We start from the raw sequence: 14,504 nt of genomic DNA on the forward strand, positions 1-14,504 counted from the left end.
GATTTCGCGTCTCATGAGCGCCCCGGAATCCAGCTAGAATGAAGGCAACACGAGCAATTTGCTAATACTGGCTTGGTGGGCCTGGTATCCGCTTGGGGGAAAACCCCACTGACACGCGTGCTGTTGGTGGGCATTCTGGTGGGGATGACACTGCTGCTGTGGGCTCCCACGGTGCGAGCCGACGGCGCCGGGTCGGACACCGATATCCACGTCGCGCAATCGCTTGGCGGCCGCGAACTCACGGTCGTCATCCGACGCGTCGGACCGGTTCTCGGTCCGTTGCATGTCGACGTGGTCACCCACCAGGGCGATGCGCCCGGACCACTGCAACTCACCGCCACCTCGGGCGGAACCGCCACGAGCAGCGGACAGATCGAGCTCGGGCCGCGCCCCGGCATCTATTCGACGACGCTGAACGTCGACCGGGCCGGGCCGTGGGAACTGCTCGTCGACGACGGAACCACGGTGGCCCGCATCCCGTTTCTCGTTCCGGTGCAAGTGATCCCGCCGTGGAAGAAGGCAAGCGACTACGGCTTCTTCGCGGCGGGCGCGCTGCTCATCGTTTCGTTGGGCGTGGCGCTGCGGTCGCGCCGCAGTTGGGTCGCGTTGATCCCGGCGACCGGGATGGTCGTCGCACTGACGGTCGCGGTGACCGGGGCGGTGCTGTCGGCGTATTCGCCGCCACCGCCGCAGCCGGGGCAGGATCTCGACCCCACCCTCGACAACATACGTGACCCGTACGCCCGCATCGCATCGAATTCCCTGACCCCGGTGGACTATTCGCGGCCGCCGGTCAACCTGGCCGTGACAATGCACGGCCAGACGATGCAGCTCGGCCTCATCGACTCGTCCACCGGCCGACCGGTCGACGACCTGCTGATCCACCATGGAGCGTTGATCCACCTCATCGTCGTCTCGCCGTCAGGCGCCATGTCACACCTGCATCCCGTGCGGGTTGCGCCGGGCCGCTACGAAGTCCAGTTCCATCCCGCCGAATCCGGCACCTATGCAATCGCCGCCGAAATCGCCCGTCGCGGTGGCGGAGTGCAACTGGTGCGCGCCTCGGTGACCGGCCGGTCGCCCGACGCACCCTCCCGGGTGGAAACGATCTCGGCAGGCGAAATCACCACGACCATCGCCAAGGCCGGGACACCCAGCACTGTCCGCGCGCGGTTCGGGGACACCGCCGATCTGCAGCCCTGGCTCGGGATGACCGGACACATGATGGTGATCGGTCCGCTACCCGCGGGCGCCGCGACCGACATCGGCGACCACGCTCTCGTCGCCCCGGTGTGGTCACATGCGCATGCCATGGTGCCGCCCGCTCCCGGCGCCGCAGGCGGCCAGCCCGACGAATCGGTGGCGCGGTACGGTCCCGAGGTCGAATTCACCTACACGTTCGCGCTTCCCGGCCGCTACAAGGTGTGGGTGCAAGCCGAACGCGACTACGCCATCCTTACCGCGCCAACCGAAGTCGAGGTCCGGTGAGCCGCCAACGTCTGCTCGTCACCACCGTTGTGGTCGTCGCCGTCGCGGCCGGTGTGGGGTGGCTGTTGTGGCCCACATCCGCTGCCCCGAGCGCCGCCGCTGTCACCGCGGGCCCCTACCAGGTGCGGTTGATCGGCGATCCGCCGAAGGTCGGCACCGGTCCGGTCACGGTCGAGATAACCGGCAGCGGTGACGAGGCGCCGACACCCGACACGGTGAGTTTCGAACCCGCCATGCCTCAAATGGGTCATGCCACAACACCTGTGGTCGCAACCGCCGAAGGCGACGGCCGGTACCGCGGTGACGTGGACCTGTCGATGCCGGGGCAATGGGAGATCACGGTCCGAATCACCTCCGGGACACAGACACACAACGCGGTGTTCAGCGTCACCACCAACGGCTAGGAAGGGCACCATGACGGAGTCATCGGGCAAGTCACCGGGCAGGCTGCCGGCATTCGTGATGTTGGCCGGCACGCTGATCTCGCTGTCCGGGCTGACGTGGGACATCGGCTGGCACAGCGATGTCGGACCGGACAGCTTTTTCACGCTGCCCCACCTGTTCGTCTATTCGGGTGGCGCGATCGCCGGGTTGACGAGCCTGGCGATGGTGTTGCGCGCGACCGCGGCACAGCGCAACGGCCAGACTCCCGATCCCGCCGTCGGCGGCCGGGCGTTCAAGGTGCTCGGCGTATTCGCCGCCCCCATCGGCTATCTCGTCGGCGGTATCGCTGCGGCGTCGTTCCTGCTGTACGGACTGTGGGACGAATGGTGGCACGGCCTTTACGGATTCGACGTCACGATCGCCTCACCGCCGCACCAGGGCTGGCTGACCTCGATCTGCGTCACGATGATCGGCACCGCAATCGTGTTCGCCGCGGCCCGCGAACATCGCTGGGGCCGATGGGGATTCATGACGGCGATCGCGGCGTTCGGGTCATACGCGTCGATCACCAGCACCGCGCTCGCCGAGGTCAACCTCGGCACGACCATCGACTGGTTCACCGTCACCTGGATAACCATCCCGCTCGTGTGTGTCCTGCTGGGCTCACAGGTCATCGGCCGCGGCGGGGCGGCGGGCACCGGACTCGTGACATTCCTGATCAACCTGGTCATGTGGTCGTTCGCGGAATGGGCGGTGGGCTGGTACGCCGAACTGCAACACCTTTCGCTGCGCGACTACGTCGTGCTGAGCTTCCCCATCGACATGCTGCTGATTCCCGCGGTGGTGTGCGTGTTCGGTGTTCTCGTCGAACTGCTGCTGCGCTGGAAGGACGCCGCTGCCTGGCTGCTGGCCGGTTGCGGCGCGGTAGGCGCGATCGCGATCACCTGGTGGATCAGCTCAGGTGCCCAGTCCGAAGGCATCGAGGGTGCGGGGCCTGGCGAACACACCACCGACGTGCTCCTCACGTGTGTGGCGGCCGGGGTGCTCGCCGCGCTCCTGGGCGGCGCGACGTGGCGACTCGGCCGGGCGCTGCGGGCGTCGAACACCGCGCCGGCCCCGGCGGCCGAGGTGGTCGCGGCATGAAACTACGCGCGGCTCTCGCGATGCTGTGCGCCGGCGTGACGCTCGCGATCGGCGCGGCGCCTGCGGCCGCGGCCGATCCGCTCGACTACGTCGTGCACACCGAACACGTTCAGGTCGGGCCGTATCCGGTGACCGTCGGCTTCACCGTATGGCCGCTGCGGGCCATGCAATCGCTCGATTTCACGTTCGAACCCGAGGGCGGCATCGCAGGCAAATCAGGGACGATCGCCACGATCGCACCCGACGGCGGCACCGACGTCGACCGGCTCGCGCGCCACCCGCGCAACCGCGACGTGTGGGGACTGGACGTGCAGTCGCTCAACTCGTCCGGCACCTGGACACTGCGGTTCACGATCGACGGCCCCCAGGGTGAAGGCACCGGCGATCTGACCGTCGACGTGCTCAAGCAGCCCGGGCCGCCGCTGCCGTTGAGTTGGGCGATCGGCCTCATACCGCTGACGTTGACACTGGTGTTCTTCGGCGTGGTGTGGGCGCGCACGGGCCGGCGCAGCGACGCTGAGGCCTAGGCCAGCGAGTCGACCCAGGCCCGGTGCAGGGCCGCGTACGCACCGTCGGCGCGCTCGATGAGATCGGCAGGCGGACCGTCTTCGACGATGCGGCCGTGCTCGAGGACGAGCACGCGATCGGCGATCTGCACGGTCGAAAGCCGGTGTGCGATAACCAGTGCCGTGCGGTCGGCTAGCACCGTCTCCAGCGCGCGCTGCACCATGCGCTCGCTCGGGATGTCGAGCGAGGACGTCGCCTCGTCGAGGATCAGCACGGCCGGATCGGCGAGGAACGCCCGGGCGAACGCGACGAGTTGACGCTGGCCCGCCGAGAGCCTGCCACCCCGCTTGGCGACGTCGGTGTCGTAGCCGTCGGCCAGGGTTGCGATGAACCGGTCGGCCCCCACGGCCTGCGCGGCAGCCCGCACCTGCTCGTCGGTGGCGTCTGGGCGGCCGAACCGGATGTTGTCGGCGATGGTGCCCTCGAACATGAAGTTCTCCTGCGTGACCATCACGACGTGACGGCGCAATTCGGACTGCGACAGGTCACGCAGGTCGATGCCGTCCAGCGTCACCGCGCCCGACGTCGGGTCGTAGAACCGGGCGATCAGCTTGGCGATCGTGGTCTTCCCCGCGCCCGTGGTGCCGACGAGTGCCACGGTCTGGCCGGCAGGCACCTGCAGCGTCAAACCGGGCAGCACCGGACGGCCGGGCGTATAGGAGAACTGCACGTCGTGAAACTCGATATCTCCCTTCACCTCCGACAACGCCACCGGATGCGCCGGATCGGCGATACCCGGCTTCTCGGCCAGCACGCCTGCCAATTTCTCCAGTGCCGACGACGCCGACTGGAAGGTGTTGAAGAACTGCGAGATCTCCTGCATCGGCTCGAAGAACATCCGCAGATAGAGGAGGAACGCGGCGAGCGTGCCGATGGTCATCTCACCGTTCAGCACGCGGTAACCGCCGTAGAGCAGGACGACGCCCGTGGTGATGTTGCCGACCAGTTTGACGCCGGGCATGAAGATCGCCAGCAGCTTGAACGTCTTCTCGTTGATCGCACGGTAGTCGTCGGCGATGTCCTCGAAGATCTCCTGGTTGCGCGGTTCGCGGCGGTAGGCCTGAACAGCCTTGATACCGGTCATGGTCTCGATGAACTGCACGATGACCAGAGCCGCGCTCTCGCGCACCAGGCGGTAGGTCTTGGCCGACTCGTTGCGGAACCACCACACCAGCGCGACCAGGATCGGGAACGCCGCCAGGCACATCAGGCCCAGCCGCCAGTCCAGCGCGATCAGCAGGATCGCGGTGCCGAACAACGTGAGCACCGCGGTGATGAGGCTGTCGAACCCGGTTTCCAGCATGTCCTGGATGGCTTCGACATCGTTGGTGGACCGGCTGACCACACGGCCTGACGTGTAGCGGTCATGGAACGCGACATCGAGGCGCTGGAAATGCCGGAACACCCGGCGACGAAGCTCCAGCAGCACCTCCTGCCCGATCCGGCCCGAGCGGCGCAGGAAGAACATCCGGCTGACCGCCTGGATGACCACCACCGTGCACAGCGTGCCGACGATCACCATCAGCTCGCGGGCCGGACCGCCGTCGATGATCGGCGGGATGCCGCGGTCGATGCCGCGCTGCACGAGGATCGGAACCGACAGGCGCGCAACGTTTTCCACGATGACGACGAGGGCGAGTGCGCCGACCGTCCAGCGGTAGGGCCGCAGCAGCGAGCCCAACAGCGCCCTGGCTTCGCGGCGGCGCGGCACGCTCTCGTCGATCGGCAGGTCGTCGTCCTGCTCGTCTTTGATGCGGCCGCGCCATTCGGTGGTGCTCATCGGCGCTGCACCTCCGACGGAACCGGCCGCTCGACCTGATCGATCGCGGCCCGCTCGTCATGGACCCGCTGCAGCCGGGCCAGCTCTTCGTCGTCCTCCCAATCGCAGCTGCGCTCGCACGCATCGTCGAGCTCGTCGTCGGCGGCCAGCAGATACCGGTACTGCGGCACCTCGGCGAGCAACTCGGCATGCGTGCCGATGTGGGTGATGGTGCCGGCTCCGTCGACATTCTCGAGCAGCGCGACCTTGTCGGCCAACAGTACGGTCGAGGCGCGATGCGCGACGATGATGCCGGTCACCTGGTCGAGCACGCGGCCGAGCGCCTCGGTCACGACTGCCTCGGTGTGCACGTCGAGCGCCGACAGGGTGTCGTCGAGCACGAGGATCTTCGGCGCGGCCAGGATCGCGCGCGCCAGCGAAAGGCGTTGCCGCTGACCGCCGGACAAGCTCATGCCCTGCTCGCCGATGCGGGTGTCGAGACCGAACGGCAGGTCGTAGGCGAACTGCGCGGCGGCGATCTCGATGGCCTGCGCGAGCTGCTCGTCGGACGCGTCCGGCCGCCCCAGCCGCAGGTTTTCTGCCACCGACATCGAGAACAGCGTCGGGTCCTCGAACGCGGTGGCCACGGCCTGGCGCAGCGCGGGCAGACTCAGCTCACGGATGTCGCGGCCATCGATGAGGATCTGGCCCTCGGTGACGTCGTACAGCCGGGAGAACAGCGCGGCGAGCACCGACTTGCCCGAGCCTGTCGAGCCGACCAGGGCGAGCGTTTCACCGGGCTCGACCGTGACGGTGACGTGGCGCAGTGCCCACTCGCCATCGCTGTCCGGAAACCTGAACCCGACGTCACGCAGTTCGAGGCGGCCGCCGCGGGGCGCCGAAGCCGACGGGCCGTCCGTGATCTCCCTTGGCGCATCGAAGATCTCGGCGATCCGATTCGCCGCGGTGAACGACTCCTGTGTCATCGACAGCAGAAATCCCAGTGAGGCGATGGGCCACACGAGCGACAGCATCATCGTGATGAAGGCGACGAGCGTGCCCATCGTGACGTACCCGTGGCCTGCGGCGTAGGCGCCGAAGCCGAGCACCACGATCAACGTCAGGCTGGGGATGACCTCGAGCAGCGTCCAGAACTTCGCCGACACGGTGACCCGGCTCACCTGGGTGTCGAACAGCTTGGAGGCCTGGTCGTCGAACCTGTCGTACACATAGTCCTCACGGCCGAAGGACTTGACGACCCGCAGCCCGAGCGCGGACTCCTCGACGTGTGTTGCGACGTGCCCGGTCTGATCCTGGGCGAGCCGCGACAACCGCGTGTACTCACGCTCGAAATGCAGGACGGTGGCCGCGATCGGCACGATCGACACCACCACGACCACGCCGAGCGGCCAATACATCGCCAGCAGGATCGCGGTGACGACCGTGATCTGCAGGGCATTGAGGATCAGGAACACCAGCCCGAACGACATGAACCGGCGAATGGTGGACAGATCGTTCATCACCCGCGACAGCAGCTGGCCCGACTGCCAGCGGCCATGAAAACTCATCGGCAGAATCTGTAGCCGCGCATAGAGATCCTTGCGGATGTCGGCCTCGACACCCATCGTCGCGCGCGCCACGAGCCAGCGCCGGATGAACCACAGCACCGCCTCGGAGATGCCCACCGCCGTCGCCGCGGCGCCGAGCACCCACAGGCCCTGCTGATCCTGATGGCGCACCGGACCATCGATGACGGCCTTGGTCATCAACGGGATCGCGACGGTGGCGGCGAGGCTCGCGATCGCGACGACGATCATCGCGGTCCAGCGCGCCCGGTACGGCAGCAGGTACGGCAGCAGCCGCCAGAGATCCGAGCTAGCCCTCATCCGCGCCGGGCGAGGGGCTATCGCCGGCGCCGAACGCAGGGCATCTCTGGTCGGTTCAGTCACAACGTCTCAATTTTCCCATGTGCGGCAAGCGAATAACCTCATGCGACCGCAGCGTCGTCGGCGAACTGCGTGTAGTACAGCTCGGCGTACCGGCCGTTGCGGGCCAGCAGTTGTTCGTGAGTACCCCGTTCGACGATGCGTCCGCCCTCGACGACCAAGATGACGTCGGCGGCACGGACCGTGGACAGGCGGTGCGCGATGACGATCGATGTGCGGCCGTCGAGCGCCTCGGCGAGGGCCTGCTGCACCGCAGCCTCGGACGCCGAGTCCAGCGACGCCGTAGCCTCATCGAGCACCACCACCCGTGATCGTCCCAACAGCAGACGCGCGATGGTCAGTCGCTGCCGCTGTCCTCCGGACAGACGGTATCCGCGCTCACCGACAACCGTGTCCAAGCCGTCGGGCATCGCCGCGACCACGTCGTCCAGCCGGGCCCGTCGCAACGCCTCCCACAGCTGGTCATCGGTCGCACCCGGTGCGGCCAACTGCAGGTTCGACCGGATCGTCTCGTGGAACAGATGCCCGTCCTGGGTGACCATGCCCACGGTGTCCTTGAGCGAGGCGAACGTCGCGTCACGCACGTCGACGCCGTTGAGCCGCACCGCACCGCCGTCGACGTCGTAGAGCCGGGCCAGCAGCGACGCGATGGTCGACTTGCCCGCGCCAGACGAGCCGACGAGCGCCACCATCTGGCCGGGCTGCGCGGTGAACGAGATACCGTGCAGCACCTCGTCGCCGCCGCGCTCGTCGAGCACCGCGACCTCTTCCAACGAGGCCAGCGACACCTTGTCGGCCGACGGGTAGGCGAACCGGACGTCGTCGAATTCGATGCCGACCGGACCTTCCGGGATGGCGACGGCATCGGGCTTCTCGGCGATCAGCGGCGCCAGATCGAGCACTTCGAAAACCCGCTCGAACGACACCAGGGCGCTCGCGATCTCGACGCGGGCGTTGGCCAGCGCGGTCAGCGGCGCGTAGAGCCGCGTGAGCAGCAGAGCCAGCGACACGATCGCCCCGGCCTGCAATTGCCCGCCGATCGCGAGCACCCCGCCGAGGCCGTACACGAGGGCCAGCGCGAGCGCCGACATGAGCGTCAGCGAGTTCATGAACGTCGACTGCAGCATCGCCGTGCGCACGCCGATGTCGCGGACGGCGTCGGCGCGCACCGCGAACTCGGCCGATTCGCGGGCCGGGCTGCCGAACAGCTTGACGAGCGTGGCGCCGGGCGCCGAGAAGCGTTCGGTCATCTGGGTGTTCATCGTGGCGTTGTGCGCGGCTGCCTCACGCGACAGCCCGGCCATGCGGGTGCCGATGCGACGGGCAGGCACCACGAACAGCGGGACCAGCAGCAGCGACAGCAGCGTGATCTGCCACGAGATGCTCAGCATGACGGCGAGCGTCAGCGTAAGGGTCACGAGATTGGTGACGATGCCCGACAGCGTGTCGGAGAACGCGCGCTGTGCCCCGATCACGTCGTTGCCGAGCCGGCTCACGAGTGCGCCCGTTCGGGTGCGCGTGAAGAACGCGACCGGCATCTTCTGCACGTGGTCGAACACCGCGGTGCGCAGATCCAGGATCAGGCCTTCGCCGATGTTCGACGACAACCAGCGGGTGACCAGTGACACCGCGGCCTCGCCCACGGCGATCGCGGCGATCGCGCACGCCAGCACCACCACGACCGACGCCGAACCACCACCGGTGATCTCGTCGACGACGCGCCCGGCCAGCACCGGGGTCGTGACGGCCAGCCCGGCACCGACGACGCTGACCGCCAGGAACACGCCGAGCCGGCGATGATGCCGGCCCGCGAAGCGCCAGATACGCGTGAGCAACCGGCGGTCGGCCAGCGCGTGCAGATCGCCGCCGCGGGCATGCGCCTGCCGGTACAGGGTCTGCCTGGCGACCGTTTCGATACTCATGAGCCTCACCGTAAAACCTCAACAATTGATGAGGTCAACGACTTCCCGCAGGTGGCTCAGACCAAACCGAAGTAGCCGATCACCCCGGCGGCGACCACGATGAGCAAGGGGTTGACATTGCTGAACACGAAGATCGCGGTACACACCGCCGTCAGCACATACGCGCGCCAATCGTGGTCGGCGGCGCGGCTCATGACCAGCGAGGTCGCCAGGATCAAGCCGACCGTCAGCGGCGCGAAGCCCTTCTCGACCGCCTGCCGCAGCCGCGACTTCTCGGCCTTCTGCCAGAACAGCGTGACGATGTAGACGAACGACGCCGCCGGAACCACCATCGCGGCCGTCGCGACCACGCCACCGAGAATCGCGCCAGGCACCCCGCCGACGTGCAGGCCGGCCCCGTAGCCGACCATCGTCACGATCAGGATGCTCGGCCCCGGTGCGGTCTGCGAGATGGAGAACAGATCGGCGAACTGGCTGTCGGTCACCCAGTGCCGGTCGTTGACCGCCCGCATGTGCATCTCGGGCAACACCACGTTGCCGCCGCCGATCGACAGCAGCGACAGCGTGCCGAACAGGGCGATCAGTTGGACATAAGTCTGCACGGCACTCATGCCCCGGCCTGTTCGGCGCTCTTGCGTGGCCAGGCCCAGATCAGGCTCAGCGGCGCCAGGATCGCGAGCGTGCCCAGCAGCGGCCAGCGCAGTAGGCCGTTGAGCACGAACGCCCCGGCGAACAACAGAACCGGCACCAGCCCGGTCAGGCACTGCCTGCCGGTCTTGACCACCATGGCGACGGTCAGCGCGACCGCGGCCGCCGATGCCCCGTGCAGCACTCCTTTGACGGCAGGCACCTCCTTGAACCGGAAGTACGCGAACGCCATGACGAGCACGATGACCATGGGCACCAGGCACAGGCCCACGACCGCGGCGACCGCGCCCGGCAGCCCGCGCATCTTGGTCCCCGCGAACACCGCCATGTTGACCTGGTTGGCGCCCGGCAGGATGCGGCACATCGTCATCGCGGACAGGAACTCCGCCTCACCGAGCCAGCGCTTCTCGACCACCAGCACCTCGCGCGACCACGCCGACAGCCCGCCGCCGAACGAGGCCAGCGCGATGTGGTTGAACGTCCAGGCCAGCTCGGCGAGCGGGACCCGCTGCACGGGCGGGTCGAGCCGCTCATTCATGGACGAGATCCGCGTCGTCGGGGAAGTCGTGCGGCGCGTCGTCCTCGTGGTGGGTTTCGGGGTGCAGGGGATCCGGCGGCTCGTAGTGGTGCGACGTCTCCCAGTCCGCGTCGAACACCTCGCGGAGCCGCTCGACGGCAGCCGGATCGTCGACCGTCAGGCCGAGTTCGCGACGCAGGTCGAAGGCGCTGCGGTCGATGTTCATCGAGCCCACGAGGGCGTGCTCGTCGGCGATGAGCAGTTTGGCGTGCACCCGCAGGTTCTTCTGCTTGCGCACCTTCACGCCGAAGCGGCGCAGCGTCCGCAGCGACGCGAACGTGTCGAGCACATCCCATTCGCTGATGCCGTGCCTGCCGCCGCACAGCACGTGCACGTTCACGCCGCGTCCCGCTGCCGCGGCGATGTGGTCGAGGATCACCGCGTCGACGTACTTGGGGTGCTGGATGCGGAGGCGGTGCTGGGCCGTGTCGATGAACTTGGCCATGTGGTAGCGCGAATTCGAGTTGCTCCACAACAGGCCGCGATAGACCGACGGCTCCCAGTCGGCGTGGTGCCAATCGGCGTCGAACGCCTCGACGATCTGCGCGACCTGTGAGCCGTCGGTGGTCACGATGCCGTAGTCGCGCGTGCGGGTGAAGTACTTCTCGCACAGGTTGAACGTGGCCACCAGCGCCGCCCGCTCATCGACCACGATCGACTTCTCGTGCGTCACGTAGAAGGACGGATTGGACCACTGGACCGTCACGCCGGCCGCGGCCAGCTGCTCGAACGTCTCGTCGTTGGCGCGGTCCCCGCCGGATCGTTTCGGATTCAACATCACCCGGACCGCCACCCCGGCGCGGTGCCGGTCGATCACCGCATCGATGAGCGACGGCTCGGTGAAGGTGAATTGCTTGACGAGCAATGAGCTTTGGGCCGAGCCGATGAATTCGCGGACCGGCGCCACGCCGTCGTCCGGTTGAACCATGACCCGCGGCGTGACAGGCAGCATAAGGGCCGGATGCTAGCACCGATTCATGTCGGGGACGTGCCTGCGCCAATCGTGGTTGTTCATCGGGCAAGATGGCGGGCATGGACAGTACTGCCAGCGGTATGGCTTCCCCCCGCGTTCTCGTGGTGGACGACGACCCTGACGTGCTCGCCTCACTCGAACGCGGACTGCGGCTGTCCGGTTTCGACGTGTCGACGGCCGTGGACGGGGCCGAAGCTCTGCGCAGCGCGACCGAGACCCGACCGGACGCGATCGTGCTCGACATCAACATGCCGGTGCTCGACGGCGTCAGCGTGGTCACCGCGCTGCGCGCGATGGACAACGACGTTCCGGTGTGCGTGCTGTCGGCGCGCAGCAGTGTCGACGATCGCGTGGCCGGGCTCGAAGCCGGTGCCGACGACTATCTGGTCAAGCCGTTCGTGCTCGCCGAATTGGTGGCCCGCGTCAAGGCCCTGCTGCGCAGGCGCGGCTCGTCGGCGACGTTCTCGTCCGAGACCATCCAGGTCGGCCCGCTCGAGGTCGACATCCCGGGCCGGCGGGCGCGGGTCAACGGCGTCGACGTCGATCTGACCAAACGCGAATTCGACTTGTTGGCCGTGCTGGCCGAGCACAAGACCGCGGTGCTGTCGCGCGCGCAGCTGCTCGAGCTTGTGTGGGGCTACGACTTCGCCGCCGACACCAACGTCGTCGACGTGTTCATCGGTTATCTGCGCCGCAAGCTCGAGGCGGGCGGCGCGCCCCGGCTGCTGCACACCGTGCGCGGCGTCGGCTTCGTGTTGCGAACTCAGTAGCGCCTGCCATGAGTCTGCTCGCCCGGATCTTCCGCCGCACCCCGTCACTGCGGACCCGGGTGGCGTTCGCGACGGCCATCGGCGCGGCGATCGTCGTCGTCATCGTCGGCACGATCGTGTGGGTCGGCATCACCAACGACCGCAAGGAACGGCTGGACCGCCGCCTCGACGAGGCCGCGGGCTTCGCCATCCCGTTCCTGCCGCGCGGCCTCGACCAGATCCCCCGCTCCCCCAACGATCAGGACGCGGTCATCACGGTGCGCCAAACCGGTTCGGTGACCTCGAACTCGACCGTCGTGCTGCCCGAACTGCCCGCCGGTTACGCCGACACCTACATCGACGGCGTGCGCTGGCGTGTGCGCACGGTCGAGATCCCGGCGCCAGGACCGATGTGGGTCGCGGTCGGTGCGACCTACGACGCCACGATCGCCGACACCAACAACCTGCACCGCCGCGTGATCGTGATCTGTGTGTTCGCGGTCGGTGCGGCGACCGTGCTCGGCTGGGTGCTCGCGGCGTTCGCGGTGCGCCCGCTCAAACGGCTGGCCGAGCAGACGCGCCAGATCGAGGCCGGCGACGAGGCACCCGACGTCGAGGTCCGCGGCGCGACCGAGGCCGTCGAGATCGCCGACGCGGTCAACGGCATGCTCAAGCGCATCTGGAAGGAACAGGACCGCACCAAGGCGGCGCTGGCCTCGGCACGCGATTTCGCCTCGGTGTCCGCGCACGAACTGCGCACGCCGCTCACGGCCATGCGCACCAACCTGGAGGTGTTGGCGACCCTCGACCTGCCCGACGAACAGCGCAAGGAAGTGGTCAAGGACGTCATCCGCACGCAGTCGCGGATCGAGGCCACCCTCGGTGCGCTGGAACGCCTGGCCCAGGGCGAGCTCACCACCACCGACGACCATGTGACCGTCGACATCACCGAACTGCTCGACCGGGCCGCCCACGACGCCATGCGCGTGTATCCCGAACTCGATGTGTCGCTGGCGCCTTCGCCGACGGTGATCATCGTCGGATTGCCGACCGGGTTGCGACTCGCGGTGGACAACGCGATCGCCAACGCCGTCAAGCACGGCGGGGCGACCAGGGTGCAGCTGTCGGCGGTCAGCTCACGCGAAGGCGTCGAGATCGCCGTCGACGACGACGGGTGCGGCGTGCCCGAAGAGGAACGCAAGCTGGTCTTCGACCGGTTCTCCAGGGGCTCGACGGCGTCCCGGTCGGGATCGGGTCTCGGTCTAGCCCTGGTCGCGCAACAAGCCGAACTGCACGGCGGCACGGCCTCGCTCGAGTCGAGCCCGCTGGGCGGGGCCCGGCTGCTGCTGCGGCTTCCCGGGCCCCGCTAGCGGGGCTATCGCCCGCGTTGCGATTTGCCGCTGTCCCAGCGCGCGAAACCGGCCGCCTGTGCCGATTCCTCATCGCGGAACCAGATCTCGGCGATCGTCTGTTTGTAGGACGGGCTCTCCGGCGAGTGATACAGCATCGAGTCCTCGTTGCCCTTGATCGTGTAGCCGGCCGGGGTGCCGCGGCCCGACACCCGCACCGAATTCACACCGTACGGCGCCTCCTCGACGACCGTGGGCGGCTCGGCCTGCGCGGCCTGACCGGTCTCACCGGTCGAGGCGAGCTTTGCCACACCGGCCACACCCGCCGCACCGGCCGCACCTGCGGCACCCGCGCCGCCACGGGCGGAGTCCCAGCGGGCAAATCCGGCGCGCTCCGCGGTATCGGCGTCGCGGAACCAGATCTCGGCGACGGTCTGTTTGTAGGACGGGCTCTCCGGCGAGTGATACAGCATCGAATCCTCGTTGCCCTTGATCGTGTAGCCGGCCGGCGCCGTGGTAGCCGCGGCCGTGCGAATCGACCCGGCGCCATACGGTTCGTCGTCCGTACCGCGGCCGCTGAGCTTCGCGGCGCCGGCTGCCGCCGCACCACCTGCGGCCGCCACCCCGGCTGCCGCAGCACCCGGCGTGCCGACCTTCGGCAGCCTCGTGGTCGCGTCGTCGGCACCCGTCAATGTCGCTGCGCCGCCGCCGGTTTCAGGACGCCGACCGAGCGCACCGTAGACGGGCACCTCCCGTTTGACCCTGCGCACCGTGAGCGCCAGGGTCAGCACGAGCCCGAGGACGAACGACAGGGCCATGAGCCACCAGTTCACGTTGTTCATCACTGCGCTCCGATCTCACGCGACTCCGGAAGTGCGGCGAGCGCCTCGTCCTCGCTGGTGTTCTTGATCGTGACGATCGTCAGCAGCCACGCGACGAGCGCGCCGAGCACGAATGCGAGCAGATACCAAAACCATTGAATGATGAAGTCCATGTCGA

At 68.0% G+C, this 14,504-nt stretch carries 14 protein-coding genes; 6 read left to right on the plus strand and 8 right to left on the minus strand.

The window, feature by feature from the left end:
• The first annotated feature begins 75 nt into the window (after positions 1 to 75).
• From AWC31_RS14170 to AWC31_RS14185, 4 genes are read left to right on the plus strand one after another with little or no spacing between them, the layout of a single operon-like run.
• Positions 76 to 1,488 (plus strand): DUF8832 domain-containing protein, encoded by a 1,413-nt coding sequence (locus tag AWC31_RS14170; protein ID WP_234816854.1) that lies wholly within the window; start codon positions 76 to 78, stop codon positions 1,486 to 1,488.
• On the plus strand, positions 1,485 to 1,892 hold the full coding sequence (locus tag AWC31_RS14175) for a FixH family protein (RefSeq protein ID WP_085144845.1): 408 nt from the start codon (positions 1,485 to 1,487) through the stop codon (positions 1,890 to 1,892). Before AWC31_RS14170 ends, AWC31_RS14175 begins: the two co-directional genes overlap by 4 nt.
• Before the next feature lie 10 nt (positions 1,893 to 1,902).
• Positions 1,903 to 3,015 (plus strand): hypothetical protein, encoded by a 1,113-nt coding sequence (locus AWC31_RS14180; RefSeq protein ID WP_085144846.1) that lies wholly within the window; start codon positions 1,903 to 1,905, stop codon positions 3,013 to 3,015.
• Entirely contained in the window at positions 3,012 to 3,542 is a 531-nt protein-coding gene (locus AWC31_RS14185; RefSeq protein WP_110775087.1) for a hypothetical protein, read from the plus strand. The genes AWC31_RS14180 and AWC31_RS14185 overlap by 4 nt, the downstream gene beginning before the upstream one ends.
• Here AWC31_RS14185 and AWC31_RS14190 read toward each other — a convergent pair.
• From AWC31_RS14190 to AWC31_RS14215, 6 genes are all read right to left on the minus strand, one after another.
• Positions 3,539 to 5,362, minus strand: coding sequence for an ABC transporter ATP-binding protein (locus AWC31_RS14190; RefSeq protein ID WP_085144847.1), 1,824 nt, complete (start codon positions 5,360 to 5,362; stop codon positions 3,539 to 3,541). The two genes, AWC31_RS14185 and AWC31_RS14190, sit on opposite strands and share 4 nt — an antisense overlap.
• A complete protein-coding gene (locus tag AWC31_RS14195) occupies positions 5,359 to 7,227 on the minus strand; it encodes an ABC transporter ATP-binding protein (RefSeq protein WP_234816857.1) in 1,869 nt (622 codons plus the stop codon). Before AWC31_RS14195 ends, AWC31_RS14190 begins: the two co-directional genes overlap by 4 nt.
• A gap of 101 nt (positions 7,228 to 7,328) precedes the next feature.
• Positions 7,329 to 9,209 (minus strand): ABC transporter ATP-binding protein, encoded by a 1,881-nt coding sequence (locus AWC31_RS14200; protein WP_085144849.1) that lies wholly within the window; start codon positions 9,207 to 9,209, stop codon positions 7,329 to 7,331.
• 56 nt (positions 9,210 to 9,265) lie between these two features.
• A complete protein-coding gene (locus AWC31_RS14205; protein WP_085144850.1) occupies positions 9,266 to 9,820 on the minus strand; it encodes a chromate transporter in 555 nt (184 codons plus the stop codon).
• Complete coding sequence (locus AWC31_RS14210; RefSeq protein WP_085144851.1) at positions 9,817 to 10,395, minus strand: chromate transporter; 579 nt, start codon at positions 10,393 to 10,395, stop codon at positions 9,817 to 9,819. The genes AWC31_RS14205 and AWC31_RS14210 overlap by 4 nt, the downstream gene beginning before the upstream one ends.
• Positions 10,388 to 11,386, minus strand: a complete 999-nt coding sequence (locus AWC31_RS14215; RefSeq protein ID WP_085144852.1) for a phospholipase D-like domain-containing protein — start codon at positions 11,384 to 11,386, stop codon at positions 10,388 to 10,390. Before AWC31_RS14215 ends, AWC31_RS14210 begins: the two co-directional genes overlap by 8 nt.
• A 71-nt stretch (positions 11,387 to 11,457) precedes the next feature.
• On the opposite strand from AWC31_RS14215, the gene prrA reads away from it, so the two are divergent.
• Positions 11,458 to 12,177, plus strand: a complete 720-nt coding sequence (gene prrA, locus AWC31_RS14220) for a two-component system response regulator PrrA (RefSeq protein WP_198538820.1) — start codon at positions 11,458 to 11,460, stop codon at positions 12,175 to 12,177.
• 8 nt (positions 12,178 to 12,185) lie between these two features.
• Positions 12,186 to 13,526: a sensor histidine kinase gene (locus AWC31_RS14225; protein WP_085144853.1), complete on the plus strand. Its 1,341-nt coding sequence runs from the start codon at positions 12,186 to 12,188 to the stop codon at positions 13,524 to 13,526.
• Positions 13,527 to 13,531: 5 nt separating this feature from the next.
• Here AWC31_RS14225 and arfC read toward each other — a convergent pair whose 3' ends face one another.
• Entirely contained in the window at positions 13,532 to 14,347 is an 816-nt protein-coding gene (arfC, locus tag AWC31_RS37850) for a channel accessory protein ArfC, sunset domain variant (protein WP_085144854.1), read from the minus strand.
• On the minus strand, positions 14,347 to 14,499 hold the full coding sequence (gene arfB, locus AWC31_RS37410) for a channel accessory protein ArfB (RefSeq protein ID WP_165765965.1): 153 nt from the start codon (positions 14,497 to 14,499) through the stop codon (positions 14,347 to 14,349). The genes arfC and arfB overlap by 1 nt, the downstream gene beginning before the upstream one ends.
• Positions 14,500 to 14,504 lie beyond the last annotated feature (5 nt).

Source organism: Mycolicibacterium wolinskyi (assembly GCF_002101965.1).
Classification (GTDB): Bacteria; Actinomycetota; Actinomycetes; order Mycobacteriales; family Mycobacteriaceae; genus Mycobacterium; species Mycobacterium wolinskyi.